The 17019-nt window shown below is 39.1% G+C and carries 11 protein-coding genes; 5 read left to right on the top strand and 6 right to left on the bottom strand.

What is annotated here, in order from left to right; genetic code table 11:
• Nucleotides 1–182: 182 nt before the first annotated feature.
• A complete protein-coding gene (locus I6F54_RS14520; RefSeq protein WP_165735484.1) occupies nucleotides 183–542 on the bottom strand; it encodes a DUF5522 domain-containing protein in 360 nt (119 codons plus the stop codon).
• A gap of 43 nt (nucleotides 543–585) precedes the next feature.
• Between I6F54_RS14520 and I6F54_RS14515 the strand changes: the two genes are divergently transcribed.
• On the top strand, nucleotides 586–912 hold the full coding sequence (locus tag I6F54_RS14515; protein ID WP_165727182.1) for a hypothetical protein: 327 nt from the start codon (nucleotides 586–588) through the stop codon (nucleotides 910–912).
• A gap of 185 nt (nucleotides 913–1097) precedes the next feature.
• Here I6F54_RS14515 and I6F54_RS14510 read toward each other — a convergent pair whose 3' ends face one another.
• Nucleotides 1098–2066 carry a class 1 fructose-bisphosphatase gene (locus tag I6F54_RS14510; RefSeq protein ID WP_024592826.1) on the bottom strand — a complete coding sequence of 323 codons (969 nt, stop codon included), beginning with the start codon at nucleotides 2064–2066 and terminating at the stop codon, nucleotides 1098–1100.
• A gap of 154 nt (nucleotides 2067–2220) precedes the next feature.
• Between I6F54_RS14510 and I6F54_RS14505 the strand changes: the two genes are divergently transcribed.
• Nucleotides 2221–4650, top strand: coding sequence for a zinc-dependent metalloprotease (locus I6F54_RS14505; RefSeq protein WP_197142017.1), 2430 nt, complete (start codon nucleotides 2221–2223; stop codon nucleotides 4648–4650).
• 110 nt (nucleotides 4651–4760) lie between these two features.
• Here I6F54_RS14505 and I6F54_RS14500 read toward each other — a convergent pair whose 3' ends face one another.
• Nucleotides 4761–5534: a YggN family protein gene (locus tag I6F54_RS14500; protein ID WP_007581974.1), complete on the bottom strand. Its 774-nt coding sequence runs from the start codon at nucleotides 5532–5534 to the stop codon at nucleotides 4761–4763.
• Nucleotides 5535–5869: 335 nt separating this feature from the next.
• Nucleotides 5870–8764 carry an RNA polymerase-associated protein RapA gene (gene rapA, locus I6F54_RS14495; RefSeq protein ID WP_197142015.1) on the bottom strand — a complete coding sequence of 965 codons (2895 nt, stop codon included), beginning with the start codon at nucleotides 8762–8764 and terminating at the stop codon, nucleotides 5870–5872.
• Between the two features lie 305 nt (nucleotides 8765–9069).
• Between rapA and I6F54_RS14490 the strand changes: the two genes are divergently transcribed.
• The 3 genes from I6F54_RS14490 to I6F54_RS14480 are packed head-to-tail and all read left to right on the top strand — an operon-like array spanning nucleotide 9070 to nucleotide 15211.
• On the top strand, nucleotides 9070–10467 hold the full coding sequence (locus tag I6F54_RS14490; protein ID WP_166419690.1) for a PhoH family protein: 1398 nt from the start codon (nucleotides 9070–9072) through the stop codon (nucleotides 10465–10467).
• A 51-nt stretch (nucleotides 10468–10518) separates the two neighbouring features.
• Nucleotides 10519–14328, top strand: a complete 3810-nt coding sequence (locus I6F54_RS14485; protein ID WP_197142013.1) for a PAS domain-containing hybrid sensor histidine kinase/response regulator — start codon at nucleotides 10519–10521, stop codon at nucleotides 14326–14328.
• Nucleotides 14312–15211, top strand: coding sequence for a diguanylate cyclase (locus I6F54_RS14480; RefSeq protein WP_007581985.1), 900 nt, complete (start codon nucleotides 14312–14314; stop codon nucleotides 15209–15211). The genes I6F54_RS14485 and I6F54_RS14480 overlap by 17 nt, the downstream gene beginning before the upstream one ends.
• Before the next feature lie 66 nt (nucleotides 15212–15277).
• Here the strand turns inward: I6F54_RS14480 and I6F54_RS14475 are convergent, their stop codons facing one another.
• Nucleotides 15278–15658 (bottom strand): DUF3192 domain-containing protein, encoded by a 381-nt coding sequence (locus I6F54_RS14475; protein ID WP_007586943.1) that lies wholly within the window; start codon nucleotides 15656–15658, stop codon nucleotides 15278–15280.
• A 185-nt stretch (nucleotides 15659–15843) separates the two neighbouring features.
• Nucleotides 15844–16788, bottom strand: a complete 945-nt coding sequence (locus tag I6F54_RS14470; RefSeq protein ID WP_007586942.1) for a D-2-hydroxyacid dehydrogenase — start codon at nucleotides 16786–16788, stop codon at nucleotides 15844–15846.
• Nucleotides 16789–17019: the final 231 nt, after the last annotated feature.

Raw genomic sequence — 17019 nt, 5'->3', positions numbered from 1 at the left:
TTAAATCCAGAGAAAAAAGAAGCAATGCGGGCGGCATAAAATTTAATTTGATGCGACAACTAACTTGAAAAACTCCGTTTGTGAATAACAGTATTTAAAAATATTACTCACAAGAAAAAGTGAAAGAGAAGAAAATGAGAAGGTAAAAACCAATGTTTGCTCGTATTTGTATTAAATGGTTTTTACTTTCTAAAACCATAAGGGCAGTTTTTACAACCATTTTTGCAGCACGAACCACGCTTTAAAAAAAACCACTTACTAAATATCATGTAACCACTTTGCATGGTGTAGTCGAGGCCTTCAATTAAATTTTCGTTACCTCTAAATTGTTTTGCAAAGTCTATTTGGGTTTTAATAGGTTGTGTATAAACACCCTCTAAAAAAGTATTTATTTTATTAAGCGTGCACTTGCGGCATAAACAACTTGTTGCTGTGATATCAAGCGGTAAAATAGCCGGCAGCTCATTGCACCAACACGCTGATATATCGTCTACATTACACGTTAGAGTACTGTGGCATTGAGTGCAGTTAAGTTCAGTCATTATAATTCTTTTTAGTAACAGTGAGCCAAGAATAACAAATATTATGAATACACAAAAAGCATTAGCTGAATTTATTACATTTGGTGAGCAAAGGGACGAAGCTATATCGGTTATCGTTTCAAGCCCTGCTGATAGCAATAAAACTCATTATACTCTCTCAACCGAGGTTTTAATTGATGTACTTAAGCGCTGTTTAAGTGACGAAATAGACTTAGATGATTTAGAGCTTTGGGCAAACGTAATTGAATCGCGAGATGACATTGATTGTGCAGAGCACGAAGGTTTTATTTATGCACTCAGTAATAGTGAGCAAATGGGGGAGCTTAACCATCAAAAGATTGAGCAAATAGTTGCGTTAGTAAAAATTTGATTTGTTTAAAAAGCGAGGTGTAAAACCTCACCTACAATATATGCAACCCTGTAGGTGCGAATTTATTTCGCGCTCATGTAGCGTGGCTTTGGTGGTTAAAAAGCGAGGTGTAAAACCTCACCTACAAAAAAACCGCATTTCAATTGAATGCGGTTTTTTAAATTGAAGACAATCGTTTTAAGCGATTATTTATGATATCCCAAGCACGTTTCGACTTCGTTTTTAGAACCTAAAATAACGGCTACACGCTGGTGGATTGCATCAGGCTGAATATCCATAATACGCTCGGTACCGGTTGATGCGATACCGCCAGCTTGCTCTACTAACATAGCCATTGGATTTGCTTCGTAAAGTAGGCGTAATTTATTTGGCTTTTTAGGATCTTTAGTGTCACTAGGGTAAGTAAATAAACCACCACGGCTAAGTACACGATGCACATCGCCCACCATTGCTGCAATCCAGCGCATATTAAAGTTTTTAGCGCGCGGGCCTGTATCACCTGCTAGCAAATCATCGATGTAGTTTTGCATAGCTGGTTGCCAATGGCGTTGGTTAGACGTATTAATGGCAAATTCGTTTGTATCAGCAGGAATATCAGCAAAATCTTGTGTAAGTAAAAAGCTGCCTTGTGTTTTATCAAGGGTAAACATACGCGTGCCTTTACCTGTAGTCAGCGCAAGCATTGTTGACGGGCCGTAAAGTACGTAACCTGCTGCAACTTGCTTATGACCTGGCTGCATAAAAATGCTTTCGTCAGCGGCATCAGAACCTTCAGGCGCTTCCATAATAGAAAATATAGTACCGACAAGCGAGTTAATATCGGTATTTGACGAGCCATCCAATGGATCAAATGCCACTATAAATTTAGCGTCTGGGTTACCTGCTACTGTGTAGTCTTCTTCTTCAGAGGCGATTGCTTTAACCGTACCTGATTCCAGTAAAATATCTTTTAACAGCTGATTAGATAATACATCGAGCTTTTTTTGAGTTTCACCTTGAATGTTTTCATCAAGGGTTGAGCCCAATACGCCAGAAAGCGCGCCTTGACCAACGCGAAACGAAATTTCTTTACATGCCGCTAAAATTGTTCGAATTAATGATAAAAGTTCTCTTGAACAACCATCTTCAAGTAATACTGGAGGGAGTCTACGCATTCTATTTTCCTGATAACGTGTTAAAACCAATCATAATGTGAGAGAGATTAGCTTAGAGCGCTGAAATTCGTCTTAAATAACTGTATTGTTTAAATAGCACCCTATAATGGGACCACCTAATCGTACTTAAAACACAAATAACAAAGATAAGATTATGAAAAAAATACCACTACTAAGTTACATATTCTTTACTGTGCTGTGCTCTATCATAACTCAAGCGCACGCAGCAATTAAGTCAATTGATGAATTTACTACGCAAATGAATCATTTTCCGGGCTATTATTCGTTTTTTTACGATACCCAAAACGGAAAAGTATATTTAAAAGTTGATAAGTTTGAACAACAATTTTTACTGCAGCAAAGCTTGCCTTACGGTATTGGCTCTAACGACATAGGCCTTGATAGAGGTCAGCTTGGTAATACTCACCTTGTGCAGTTTGAGCGTTTTGGCGACAAAGTAATGCTGCGGGCTGTAAATACTTACTATCGTGCCAACACAAGTAACAAGGCCGAACAGCAAAGTATTAAAGAGGCGTTTGCATCAAGTATACTTGCTGGTTTTAAAGTGGTCGCAGAAGATAAAGCCACAGCACTTATTGATTACACACCTTATTTATTAAGTGATGTACACGGCGTAAGCCGAACGCTTGCGGCGCGTAAGCAAGGTAACTTTAGCCTTGATGAGTCACGTAGCGCCGTTTATATGAATCGCTCAAAAGCATTTGTAAAAAACACCGAGCTTGAAGCTGTACTTACATTTGAAGGCACAAAACCAGGTGAATTTGTTCGCCAAGTAAGTGCCGACCCATACTCACTTACCGTACACATGCACCATTCACTTATTCAATTACCAGACGATAACTACACGCCGCGCAAGTTTAATCCACAATCAGGTTTTTGGAGTATAGAACATAAAGATTACGCAGCGCCACTTGGCGAGTCAATGTATGTGCGTTATATACCGCGCCATCGTTTAACTAAAAAGGATTCAAGCTTACCTATTAGTGAACCTGTTAAACCAATTGTTTATTACCTTGATCCTGGCGTTCCAGAGCCCGTTAAAAGCGCTTTGCTTGAAGGTGGAAAGTGGTGGAACGACGCATTTACGGCGGCAGGATATAAAAATGCATTTATAGTAAAAGTGCTGCCAAGTAGCGCCGACCCTATGGATATTCGTTACAACGTCATTCAATGGGTACACCGTGCAACGCGTGGTTGGTCATACGGTAGTTCGGTAATCGACCCACGTACAGGTGAAATACTTAAAGGGCACGTAACACTCGGCTCATTGCGTGTTCGCCAAGATATTTTAATAGCCGAAGCACTCGCTGCACCTTATTTAAAAGGCAATGAAGTTGCTAAAAGCTTGCAAGCAATGGCGCTTGATCGTATTCGCCAATTAAGCGCACATGAAATTGGCCACACGTTAGGTATTTCTCATAACTTTGCAGCATCGGTAGGGGATAGAGCCTCAGTAATGGATTACCCACATCCGCTACTTAGTTTTAATGAACAAGGTAAGCTTGATGTAACGCGCGGCTATGCAACAGGCATGGGCGTGTGGGATACCCAAGTAATTAAATATGGCTATAGCGATTTTACTAACCAAGATGAAAGCGCAGAACTTGCTGCTATTTTAAAAGAGAACAAAGCCAAAGGCCTTGAGTTTATATCAGATAGTGATGCTCGTGCTAAAGGTGGCGCGCATCCAACAGCTCATTTATGGGATAACGGCACTAATCCTTCGCAGGAACTTTTAAGAGTACTCGACGTACGTAAAAAAGCGCTTTCGCAGTTTGGTATTAATAATATTAAAACGGGTGATTCATTATCGCAATTAGAGGAAAAACTAGTTCCGCTTTATCTGTTTCACCGTTTTCAGGTTGAGGCTGCAGTGAAACTTATAGCTGGTGTTGATTATGAATACGAAACACGCGGTGACTCACCCGTAAAAGGCGCACAAGTCGTTAATAAAAAAACACAGCAAGAAGCGGTAAACGCTATTTTTGCAACACTTAAGCCAAGTAACTTATTACTTCCTGAATCTGTGTTATCGCTAATTCCGCCAAAAGCATATGGCGAGTCTAAATCGCGCGAAAGCATAGTTGGGCGCACAGGGTTAACGCTCGATGCAATGGCATTACCCGAGGTTGCAGTGCAGCACAGCTTGTCGCTTTTATTAAATGCACAGCGTTTAAATCGCTTAGCGCAACAACAAGCGCGTAGTAATGACTTTTATAGTTTAGATGAGTTACTTGAGGAGCTATATAGCCAAGTGTTTAACGTGTCATCACCTAATACAATGACAGGTAAAATCACTCAGCGCGTGCAATTTTTAACAGCGAAAGCTATGGCTGATATAGTAGCAAGCGATAGTGCAAGCCCTGAAGTGCAAGCGCAGTTACGTTACTACTTAGTTAAGTTGAGTGAAGACTTTAACCAAAACTCAATGCTGAGCCATACAAGTACTGGCGAGAGTGCGTTTAAGCAATATTTAGCTGAGCAAGTAAATCAGTTTTTAATTAAAGGGCAATGGCCAAACAACTTTAAAGTGCTACCAATCCCGCCGGGCTCACCAATTTAGAATAAAAAGTAGAAGCGCTTATTTTTAATCAATCATTTAATCAATCATAAAGCAAAACACCGAGTATATTTATACTCGGTGTTATTTTATTCTAAAAACGAATACGTACACTAAGACTTTATTTGCACTAAATCGTAATCGGCCATACCAGGTACTATTGCTTGTAAGCGAGACTCGGTTACATCGAGTGCATTTAAACATTCGCAATACTCAGAAGCTTTAAGCTCTAATTGATGCGCCTTTTTTTGTAGCGACTTATCAATTTCTCTTGAGATAATATCCATGCGTTGCCCCATGTCGTTAATACGATCTTCTATATTACCTTCGCGCGATTTAAACGCATCCCCGAGTGATACCAAAATAGCACCTAACGATCCATGCACTGCAGAGTGAATTTGCTGGCTGATCTCTTTAGTAAAAAAATCATCTATTTGCGAAAGTGATTGAGGGGCTATAAAAAAGAAGTCATCGCCGCGCTTAAACTTATCCATTAGCGCGCGCTCTACATACTTTAGTTGTGTTTTTAGTACTTCAGGCTCTTTATCTGACATACCTTCAACTACGTGTTCAATAGCGCTTAAACCTAAGTTAACACCATCGGTAGCCAGGTTTACTAATTCGGGGACTGTGTGGCGAATACCATTACTAAACTGTTCGAGTACTTTGCTTTCGTCATCGCTTAAATCAACCCAATAACCGCGAATAAATAGTTGGTTATTGTTATTAATTTGTACACGAGTCTGGCCTTTATCTAATATGCGAATCGCATCGTCAGTAATAATTAAACCATGACGTAATTCAACATCGCATTGGGCTTGAGCAAAGACACTGCTGCTTGAGAGCGCTATGGACAACGCCAATATCGAACGAGATAGAAACGCCATAAACACCTCAAAAAGACTAAAATGGAAGGCGAGTAGGTTAACAAAAAAACAACTTTATGCAAGGGAAAATAAACCTATCAACTATCTCACACAATAGCTGTATAGAGCGCAGCTTGAGTTTTTAGATACGGCTATGTTGAGTAAAATCAACAGTACAACAAAGGACTTAGTATAAAGCTAAATAGGTAGTGTTAGCTCACATCTAAATAAGAACACGTGGTTTTAAAAATGAAGTTTAAATAGATACAGCTATTTAGTTAATTAAGCTTTTAATAGCTGACTCCAAATTTACTTTGGAGTCAGCTTAAAAGGCTAGCGGTTAAAAGCCAAAATCTCTAGTGTGAAACTACTATTAATCGAATTGCATCAAGTTGTAACTGCGTTTTTTCAATATACGTAGTTAGGTCGTTGCGTTGCTTATCGTAGAAGGTAATTTCTTCTTGGCGAATATTCGGGTTAATTTGCTTAAGGGCAACAAGTCGTTCTTGCTCTTCACTGAGTGACGTTTGCATTTTAACAAGCGACGCTGCACGAATAACTTCAAGTTTTTCTTGTGCCATATCTTTAGCGGTAGTAATCATAGGGTGAACAGCACTTTGCAATGCACCTGCAAGTTTACTTGCTGTTTGGCGGCCAACGGCTGATAACTGCTGATTAAAGCCTTCAAATGCCACATTCTCACCTAAATTATTACCTGCTTTATCTAGCAATATACGAATTGGTGTAGGCGGTAAAAAGCGACCAACTTGTAATACTTTTGGTGCCATTGCTTCTGCAACAAAAATAAGCTCAACAAAAAAGGTACCAGGCGGTAACTTTTTGTTTTTAAGCAATGCAACCGATGCGCTACCAAAGTCGTCGTCACAAATCATATCCATGGTGCCTTGCACCATTGGGTGATCCCAACTAACAAAGTGCACGTCTTCTTGTGAAAGCGCCGTGTCGCGATCAAAGGTAACGGTCATACCGTCTTCTTTAAGCGATGGGAATGATGGGTTTAACATATGTTCAGTCGGCTTTAAGATAATGGTATTTTCGCCTTTATCTTCTTGGCTTACGCCAAATGTGTCGAACACGTTGATCATGTAGCTTGGTAATTCAAACTGATTGTCGAGTTTTTCGATTTCAGCTACAAGTGAATCTGCAGCACCTTGACCCGATGAATGTAGCTCTAGTAAACGATCTCGTCCGCTTTCCATTTTTTTACGCAGTACTGCATTTTGCTGTGCTACTTGCTCAAGTAATGGATCGAGTTCGTCTTCATCGCAGTTATGCGCAGAAATATATTCAAGTAGATCATCACGGAACTCTTTATAAAGCATTTGGCCTGTTGACGAGGTAGATTCGAATGCGTCTAGACCTTCGTTGTACCAACGTAGTAGTACTTCTTGAGCGGTGTTTTCAAAATATGGCACATGAATGTTCACATCTTGCGTTTGACCTATACGATCTAATCGGCCAATACGTTGCTCTAGTAAGTCTGGGTTTAGAGGTAAATCAAACAACACTAAGTGATGCGAGAACTGGAAGTTACGACCTTCTGACCCAATTTCTGAACACAATAGTATTTGTGCGTTGTCATACTCGTCTGCAAAAAATGCAGCGGCGCGGTCACGCTCAATAATCGACATACCTTCGTGGAATACCGAGGCTTTAATTGCTTCACGTTCACGTAGTATTTGCTCAAGACTAATAGCCGTTTCAGCTTTAGCACATATAAGTAGTACTTTTTCACGCTTAAGCGTTTTAAGCGTGTCGATTAACCAATCTACACGTGGATCGAACAGGCCCCAGCTTGCGCTTTCGCCTTCAAACTCTTGAAATATTTTTTCAGGAAAAAGAGCACGATGTGCACTTAGCTCAGGGTTTTGAATACCGCCCATGTTACCGAGTACCGACATCGCTGTTTTATACTGCTTTGGCAGTGCCATTGGATAGGCGTGTAATTTACGACTTGGGTAGCCATCAATGCCGCTGCGGCTATTTCTGAATAATATGCGACCAGTACCGTGGCGATCGAGCAACATGTTAAGTATTTCTTTACGTGCTGGTAAATCACCTTGCTGCGCTTTTGCAAGAATATCGGTAATGTCGGTTTCTTTTAATAGCTCAATAAGCGTGGCTTTGGCTGCATCGTCTAGCCCTTGCTCTTGCAGTAATTGATTTGCGGCTTCGGCTACGTCTTTATAATTTGCTTCTTCTTCTTTAAACACGTCGTAGTCGTAAAAACGGTCTGGATCGAGTAACTGCAAACGTGCAAAGTGACTGCTATGACCAAGTTGATCAGGCGTTGCGGTAAGTAAAATAAGACCCGGAATATCTTGGCTAAGCTCTGCCATACGTTGATACTCTGAGCTTGGCTTGCCGTTATTTATACTTAGGTGATGGGCTTCATCTATAACTAGTAAATCCCAATCGGCAAGCGTTGCTTGTTCAAACCAGCGCTTTTTCTTGGTTAAAAACTCAAGACTGGTAAGTACTAATTGCTCTGTATCAAATACGTTTGGTGAGTCTGCAAACGCTTCGTCGCAGCGTTCTTCATCAAAAATAGAAAAGTGTAGGTTAAAGCGGCGTAGCATTTCTACTAACCATTGGTGCTGTAGGTTTTCTGGTACAACTATTAATACGCGACTCGCACGCCCACTAATAATTTGTTGGTGTAAAATCATGCCCGCTTCAATTGTTTTACCAAGGCCTACTTCATCTGATAAAAGTACGCGTGGTGCAAAACGTTTACCCACTTCTTGGGCAATATAAAGCTGGTGCGGAATAAGGTTAGCACGCTGACCAATTAAGCCTTTAATAGGCGATTGCTCACGTTCAAATTTATGTAACCACGTTTGGTAGCGAAGTGTATAGCGATCAAAACGATCGACTTGGCCCGCAAATAAACGATCTTGTGGTTTGTTGAACTTAATAAAATGATCTAAAAAGGTTTCTTTAAGCTTGGCAGTTTCGCCGTTATCAACACGGGTGCCGTGATAACAAAGTAACTCGCCTTGTACTTCAATAGACTCTACTTCTAATTCCCATTCTTCAACGCTTTTGATCACATCGCCAGGATTAAATGCCACACGGGTAACAGGGGCTTCTGCCGAAGAATAAACGCGGTTTTCACCACTGGCAGGAAATAATATGCTGACCTGACGGCCTTCAATGGCAACAACGGTGCCTAATCCTAAATCTGACTCTGTATCACTGATCCAACGCTGACCTAAGGAAAAATTCATGTATGTCTCGTCTATGAAGAAAAAGGCGGCTATGTTACCTGTTACATAACACCACTGCAAGGCGCTATTTGGCTGACTTTTAATTAATTTTGTAAGTGTTAATTATTACTATTAAAACAACTTATATGTGGCTCTTTTTTAAGTAAATAAAAACTAATTACAGTTTGTAATAAAACGGACTTTTATGACAAATAGACTAAACTTACATTATGCCTTGGCAATTAAGTATTGCAGGTTTAAGTTTTGCCCGTTTTACTTAGTTATTTTGGTATAGCATAAAAATCATAAAACGTAAGGAAAGTGCTATGGAAAAAGCTTCGAACCTTGAAAGTAAAATGTATGTGCTAGATACCAACGTACTACTTCACGAACCCCTCGCTTATTTGTCTTTTCAAGAGCATGACGTTGTAATTCCGATGACGGTGCTTGAAGAGCTCGACCACATAAAAGACAGAAAACATGATGTAAGTCGTGACGCGCGGGTCGCCATTCGTGGATTAGATGAAGTACTTAAAAATGCAACGCCCGAACAAATGCTACAAGGCGTAGCTCTTCCTAGTAATAAAAAAGCCAAAGCGAGCTCTGCAGGTACACTCATTATTGTAAACGACCATTTGTTTGCAGACTCTATTTCTGGCCTCCCGGGTAACGAAAACGACCATCGTATTATAAATTGCGCCGTGTATTTACAAAAGCAGCACAGCGATTCAAAAGTAATACTTGTAACAAAAGACATAAACATGCGTTTAAAAGCCAAAGGTGCAGGGCTTAAGTATGTTGAGGATTACCGTACCGACCAACTTATTGACGACATAAGCTTGCTCACTAGTGGTTATAAAAAAATAGAAGGTGATTTTTGGGACCATGTAGGGGAGTGCAATACTGAGCAACATGGACGTGATACGTTTCATCATGTGCCTAAAAACTTAATACCTGATGTATTTTGTAATGAATATTTACTTGATGGAGGGGATCAGTTTGCGGCTCGTGTTAAATGCTACGATGACGAACACATAACGCTAAAAGATATTGGTGTTGAGCGTTTAATGCATCAACAAGCATGGGGCGTTAAGCCAAAAAATATTTATCAAGGTATGGCGCTTGATGCTTTACTTGATACAAGTATTGAACTGGTTATTTTAACGGGTCCTGCGGGTTGCGGTAAAACTTTATTGGCACTTGCCAGTGCCCTTGAAATGGTAATAGAGAAAGGTATTTACGATAAAGTAATTGTTACTCGTAATACGCCAGAAATTGCTGAATCTATTGGCTTTTTACCTGGTACAGAAGAGGAAAAAATGGCACCGTGGCTTGCTGCTATTACCGATACACTTGAGGTATTACACAAAGGCGACGAAAACCCAATATCGAGTCGAAACTACATTATGGAAAAAGCGAATGTGCAGTTCAAGTCGGTTAACTTTATGCGTGGGCGTAGTATTCAAAATGCCGTGGTCATTTTAGACGAGAGCCAAAATTTAACGGCTTCTCAACTTAAAACTATTATTACCCGCTGCGGCGAAGGTACTAAATTAATTTGTACGGGTAACTTGGCGCAAATAGATAGTAACTATTTAACGCCAGTAACCTCGGGCTTAACGTACATAGTAGAGCGCTTTAAAAACTTTGAAGGTAGCGCAACTATAAATCTTAACGGTGTAGTGCGTAGTCGCTTAGCGTCATTCGCAGAAGAAAATTTATAACTTGCGCTTAATAAATTGGCTCGATAGTCTATCGATTGATTTTCGAGCCAAATGGCAGGCAGTATATTGAATTTTTTACCTCTCAAGCATTATTATCGTTCTTTATTTATTGCGCTTTTAGTGCCATTGATTGCCGCTTTTTTACTGTGTTTACACTTATATAATATAAAGCTTGAACGTGCAGTTGAAAAACGCGAAGCGGATTTTACGAATGTTTCAGCGCAGGTTACTCACGGGATGGAATCGGTGAGTAATTTACTTACCACAATGTTTAGCTTGTACGAGCAAACAACTTATCCCAAAATAAACCAACGCTTGCTCGAAGGTATAAATCAATACGATGGTTACTATTATCGTCACTTTAGTGAGCAAGGTACTGAAATTGTAGGTAAGGGGGAGTTTGCGTTATCTACTAAGGCACTTGTACAGTGGCAACAGGCGATTGCGTTAGGGCCTTCGTTTAATACAACGCTTGCGTTAATGCAGTCGCTGTCTGGTGTAGCATATGTTGATGATAATGGTTTTGCTTATGTCAGCAGGCGCAATAAAAGCCAAAGTTTAATGCTTACTGAAATTCTAAATGGAAAATTTAAGCCAAAATTTGCACCAAACAAACTTACTTCAAGTCCTATTGTTAAAGTTAATGACAAATCATATTTTGCTATTGGTCGACAACGAAGCATTGGCTCAGCCGATTACATTATTTTAATTTACGATGTTCAAGCAATTTCGGCATGGTTAAAAAAGATTTCACCGAGTAGTGGTGAATACGTTTTTATGAACCAATCACATCAAATTATCGCCAGCTCTAAACAGTTAATAGAGCAAGCGACAGCGCTAAAAAGTTATTGGCCTGACTTGGCCGAGCATCAGATTCAAAAAACAGTATTAACTAGTGATAGTAATTACTTTATGCAGCCTATGGGTGAGTTACCCATTCATGCAGCATTTTACGAGCACAAACCTCAATTAATAAGCTCAATTAAGTATGAAATATTATTAGAGTTTACTTTTTTAACGTTATTTTTAAGTATTATGTTTGGCGTGTTTTTTTGGTTAAGTCAGCGTATTTTTATAAAGCCAATGACTCACTTGATGTCCTATCTTGAGAGTAACGGTACACAACCTCAAGAGCAGTTAAACTACAAAGTACCGTTGAGCTGGCAGCCTTGGTTTTCTAAAGTTAAACGCGTATTTAATAAAAACAAAGAATTGGTTGATTCGTTACAAAGTGCGAATAAGGCGCTGGATGACCAAGTTCAGTTGCAATCAGAAAAACTAAGCCGTAGTTACGAAGCCAAAGAGCGCCACTTGGCTTTGCTCAACACGATGCTAAACAGTGTGCCTGATCTTATTTATTTTAAAAATATTGATGGATCATTTTTAGGATGCAATAAAGCATTTGAGGCATACATTGGCAAAGATCAAACTGCGTTAGTCGGTAAATATGTGGATGATTTAGGCGACAACGATCAGCAAATAAATACGCTTGAAAAACAAGTATTACAAAATAGAAATAGTGTTGAACAGCGAATAGAAACCGATACGAAATCGTATCAACTTACTATTGCCCCTTTTTATAATGAGCACCAGCACCTATTGGGGACTATGGGGATTGGCCGCGATATTACCGAGCAACAGCAAACATTACTGGCTTTAAAAGCGTCAGAATCTAAATTTAGAAGTGCGATTGAATTTGCAGCTAATTGTGTGGTTTTACTTTCGCTAGAGCACACCATATTACAAGTAAATAAAGCAGCAAGAAAGCAGTTTTCTGAACATCCAGTACTGGTTGGGGATCAGTTAAAAGCACTATTTGATGATTCTCAATGGCAGCAAATAAAAAGTACTTTAGCGCAATTGCTAGATGATAAAAAACGCGTGTACCACTTAACTTTATCGCAAGGGCGGCTAGCAAGCTGGTTGCAACTGAGTGTATCGCTTGTATGGGATGAAAACCGCGATCCAGCCTATTATGTTATTCACATTCAGGATGTGAGTGCGCTAACTAAATCAAAACTAGATGCTGAGCGGGCAACTCTAGCTAAAAGCCGCTTTATAGCCAATTTAAGCCATGAAATACGCACCCCGCTTAACGCTGTTTTAGGGTTGCTTGATATGTTAATTGAGCAAGGGTTAACGCAAAAGCAATTACAGCAAACTGACCAAGCTAAGCATGCTGCACAAAGCTTATTACTAATGCTCAATAGAATGCTTGATTTTGCACGTATAGAAAGTTCGCAAACTGATTTAAAACAAGCATCTTTTAGTATGGTTGAGCTGGTGGATATCTGCGAAAGTCTAACGGCTCCATTGTGCGAAGGAAAAGGTATTGAATTTGTTATTGATATCGACCCTTTAATAGCGCCTGATTTGATATGCGACAGTATTCGTTTACAGCAAATATTAGGTAACTTATTAACTAATGCTGTTAAGTTTACAAAAACAGGTTCCATTACTTTAAAAATGGAACTCATTAAAAGCGATAGCCTAGAGCAACAGCATATTTGCTTTAAAGTAATTGATACCGGTATGGGTATAGATGAAGCCGATCAGAGGCGTTTATTTGACGCCTTTACGCAAGGTGATGAATCTTCAACACGCATACATCAAGGTGTTGGACTCGGTTTAGCGATTGTTAAACATGCGGTGTCATTAATGGGAGGGGAGATTGCTTTAAAGAGTAAAAAAGGCCATGGCTGTGAGTTTTACTTCAGCGTTAGCTTTTTGGTTGATACCACTAAAAATACGATGTTACCGACTAATACATTGGCTATTTTATCGGATCAAAGTAAAGAGCTTAAGCAAGTAACAAATGCTTATGCAAAGCTTGCTAATATTAATTTAGATGAAGTACTCAAATACCCAATTAAGCTCTCCAATACTCAGCAAATAATAATCGATGCGGCCGATTTACCTGCACTTTTAAATGTTGAAGCAATTAATGATTCGTTATCAGCTAAAGAAACATCGGTAATTATTATTAATCATCAGCACACACTTAATTTACCAACAAGTGAGCATTTAGCTGCGCATCACGTTAAAGCATCGGCATTGGGACAAAGGCTATTTAGCTTGAACTCTCAGCAACAGCCTAAAGCTAGTACCAATGCCGTAATATATAATATTGCTGAAACTAAAGTTGATATATCGGGTCTACTTGTATTAGCCATTGATGATAATCAACTTAATTTAGAAATAATTAGCAGTGTATTACGCCAAGCAAACGTAAGTGTTGTTACTGCTTTAAGCGCATCTATCGGCATGGAATTATTGCAAGTTTTAAAGCCTGACTTAATATTGATGGATGTGCAAATGCCGCAAATAGATGGCTGCCAAGCTACGGCTTTAATTCGTCAACAGTTTGACGCAAAGCAACTGCCTATTTTTGCTTTAACGGCTCATTGTGAACCCGCTGATATTGAACGTTCTTTAAAGTGCGGTATGAATAAGCATTTAACTAAACCAGTTGTTGCTAAGGTACTTATTGATGCAATTGCCGATTTAAACTTAGTTAAACCAAGCTTTTTTGAAAAATCATTCGCATTAACGCAGTTTAGTATGGATGAAAAGCTCCTCAATACAATGATTGGTAAATTTGCTAATTTATGCGAAACCCAGCTATTGCAAATAGAAGAAACAACCAATAAGGATGATTTGGTACGCTTAGTGCATAGTATAAAAGGTGTAGCAGGTAATTTAGGCTTTAGACGATTGTCTCACTGCGCTTTATTGTGTGAAAGAACACTTAAAACAACTAACAAGCCTGTTGAAATAACACTGAAAGAGCTTATTATGCAGTTAGAACAGGTAATTGTTTTTATAAAAGGGGTAGGGGCTAGGGATGTCGAAAAGAGCTAAAGTACTTATTGTAGATGATGATCCAATCAACAGATTAGTACTTGAAAAAACACTTAAAGTAGAACACGACGTATTCTTAGTTGAAAGTGGTGAAAAAGCACTGACCTTTGTAAAAACTGCGCAAGTTGATTTAATTATCCTTGATGTGATTATGCCAGGAATTGACGGCTATGAAGTGCTTGTGCAACTTAAAGAAAATCCGATAACTCAATCGATCCCCGTTATATTTATATCAGCTAATCGTAGCCATGACGACGAAGCTAAGGGCCTAGAGCTCGGTGCTATGGATTATATCACCAAGCCATTTAGCCCTTCTATTGTGCGTGTTAGGGTTCGTAACCAGTTACTTATAAAGCAAAAAAATGATCTGCTAGAAATGTTAGCCTCAATCGACGGCTTAACTGAAATCCCAAATAGACGCTACCTAGACGAAAACTTAGCTCGTGAATGGCGCCGAAGTAAACGCAGTGGAACCCCGCTATCGGTGTTACTTATGGATATAGACCACTTTAAGCGTTACAACGATTGCTACGGACATCGTGCTGGCGATGAATGTTTAAAGGATGTTGCACAAGCACTCGCAGCTCAATGTGAACGTGGTAGTGACTTTATAGCTCGTTATGGTGGTGAAGAATTTGCAGCTGTATTACCTGGAATGAATAGGCATGAGGCTATGGAGTTTGCTAACAAATTACGCAATGCTGTAAATGCTTTGAATATAGAACATAAAGGCTCATTAAATGCAGACCACATCACTATTAGTATAGGTATCGCCACCACTCAAAGTGGTAAAGTGTATGCTGAGCAAGCGTTATTAGAAGAGGCCGATTTAGGCCTATATGCCGCTAAAGATGCAGGGCGAGATAGAATAGTTGCACTCTAAAAACTTAATATACAAAAACGCCAATATTCATATATTGGCGTTTTTGTATCAAACATTTTTTATTGGTTACTGCGTGATCATACCTAAAGCGGTTTCACCAATGCCCACTAACTTATCATTTTTAAATACAAGTGGCGTACATTCATCTTTCGTTGTTTTAGAATCTGAATGTTTGCTATGAGTTACATAAAAAAGTACTTGGTATACATCGTCATCTTTTTTTAATAGCTCTGTGAAATTAGGCGTTTTTAATTGCGTCAAAACAGATTGGTAACTGCTATCCATTTTTAGCTCTGATATAACTTCACGATTATTTTTATGTTGTGCTTGCCAGCTAGATGAATTCTTACCAGCCCAATGAGTCTCAGCTTCACCATCTGATACGGCAATAACACAGCCTGTTAAAAATGGAGCGATTAAAGCGGCTGCTAAAAGTGATTTTTTCATTTTTATTTACCTTAATAAGATTTTTAATTGGTTATTAGCTGTATTAAAGCAAAGAGTAGACCATATTTATAAGTTGTTATTAATCAGTTTGTTAAGTGGGTTAAGCTGTTTTTATCTAATAAAATATTAAATGTATTAGTAAAAACAGCCATTTTTTAGCTTATTTGATTACTACAATAAAATCACTACACCAAGCGGTTGCGTGATTCGCCTTTATTAAATGCAGCAATATTTAAACTTACTTCATTAATTAAACGCACAATAGATTCGGTGCTTGCCCATGCTATATGTGGAGTAAGTAAAAGGTTATTACCTTTGTAATTAGCAAGTGGGTTTGAAAGCTCAGCTGGTTCTTTAGTTAGTACATCAACACCGGCTCCAGCAATTAGGTTTTGCTCAAGCGCTGTCGCTAAGTCGGATTCGTTAATAATTCCACCACGTGCTGTATTAATAATTATAGCGCTTGGCTTCATCATTTTAAGCTCATTAAGTGCAATTAAATCACGTGTTTCATCTGTTAGCGGACAGTGTACGCTGATTATATCGGCTGTTTTAATGACGTCTTCAAAAGGCGTACGACCGTCGCGACATTTAACACCTTTGCGCTCTGCAACAATAACATTTGCGCCAAATGCCTCAGCCACTTTAGCAACGCCTTTACCTAGCGTACCACCGCCTATAATGGCAAATGTTTTACCTTGTAAGTCGTTAAAGCTGTAATCGAGTATGCAAAACATTTCACTTTTTTGCCACGCGCCTTGCTGGCAATCCGCCTGATAGCGGTGTGTGTTACCCAGTAAGTTAGTAATTAAAGAAAACGTATGTTGAACAACAGAAGGTGTTGAATAGCCAGCTACATTAGTTACGGCAATACCAAATTCTTTAGCGGCTTCTAGATCAACATTATTAGTACCAGTTGCACTTACACAAATTAATTTAAGCTGTGTAAGTTTGCTAATAGTGTCGCGGTTTAAAACGGCTTTATTAGTGATTAATACATCAGCACCTTGGCAATGTTCAATAACTTGCTCTGGGCTAGTAAGTTCATAAGTCGTTAATTTACCAAGTTGTTCAATACCAGTAAGAGACGTTTTAGCTAACGTTGCGTTATCAAGAATAGTAATGTTCATTATGAGCCCTAAAATAAGTGGATCTGAAAGAGTTAAAATCGTAAAAAGATGCCTACGATCCATCAAAAATCTAAAATACGAGCTTAAGGTACTACGAAAGAAAGGCTTTGTTAATGGTATTACTACCAAATGATTAGAGGGCTTTGTATTAGTGGTCTGCCCACTAGCAGATTGAGAACATGGTATTTTGCTAGACTGATCAGATTTTTGCACTTTTAAGCAAGCTCATGG

The sequence above is a fragment of the Pseudoalteromonas sp. SWXJZ10B genome, assembly GCF_015864475.1.
Lineage (GTDB): Bacteria > Pseudomonadota > Gammaproteobacteria > Enterobacterales > Alteromonadaceae > Pseudoalteromonas > Pseudoalteromonas arctica.
The sequence above is the reverse complement of the archived record's forward strand: the minus strand, read 5'-3'. Positions and strand labels throughout refer to the sequence as shown.

What these genes read in the sequence shown, in the direction of transcription:
- I6F54_RS14520 (WP_165735484.1), bottom strand. Translation starts at nt 542, where the DNA reads ATGACTGAACTTAACTGCACTCAATGCCACAGTACTCTAACGTGTAAT.
- I6F54_RS14515 (WP_165727182.1), top strand. Translation starts at nt 586, where the DNA reads ATGAATACACAAAAAGCATTAGCTGAATTTATTACATTTGGTGAGCAA.
- I6F54_RS14510 (WP_024592826.1), bottom strand. Translation starts at nt 2,066, where the DNA reads ATGCGTAGACTCCCTCCAGTATTACTTGAAGATGGTTGTTCAAGAGAA.
- I6F54_RS14505 (WP_197142017.1), top strand. Translation starts at nt 2,221, where the DNA reads ATGAAAAAAATACCACTACTAAGTTACATATTCTTTACTGTGCTGTGC.
- I6F54_RS14500 (WP_007581974.1), bottom strand. Translation starts at nt 5,534, where the DNA reads ATGGCGTTTCTATCTCGTTCGATATTGGCGTTGTCCATAGCGCTCTCA.
- rapA (WP_197142015.1), bottom strand. Translation starts at nt 8,764, where the DNA reads ATGAATTTTTCCTTAGGTCAGCGTTGGATCAGTGATACAGAGTCAGAT.
- I6F54_RS14490 (WP_166419690.1), top strand. Translation starts at nt 9,070, where the DNA reads ATGGAAAAAGCTTCGAACCTTGAAAGTAAAATGTATGTGCTAGATACC.
- I6F54_RS14485 (WP_197142013.1), top strand. Translation starts at nt 10,519, where the DNA reads ATGGCAGGCAGTATATTGAATTTTTTACCTCTCAAGCATTATTATCGT.
- I6F54_RS14480 (WP_007581985.1), top strand. Translation starts at nt 14,312, where the DNA reads ATGTCGAAAAGAGCTAAAGTACTTATTGTAGATGATGATCCAATCAAC.
- I6F54_RS14475 (WP_007586943.1), bottom strand. Translation starts at nt 15,658, where the DNA reads ATGAAAAAATCACTTTTAGCAGCCGCTTTAATCGCTCCATTTTTAACA.
- I6F54_RS14470 (WP_007586942.1), bottom strand. Translation starts at nt 16,788, where the DNA reads ATGAACATTACTATTCTTGATAACGCAACGTTAGCTAAAACGTCTCTT.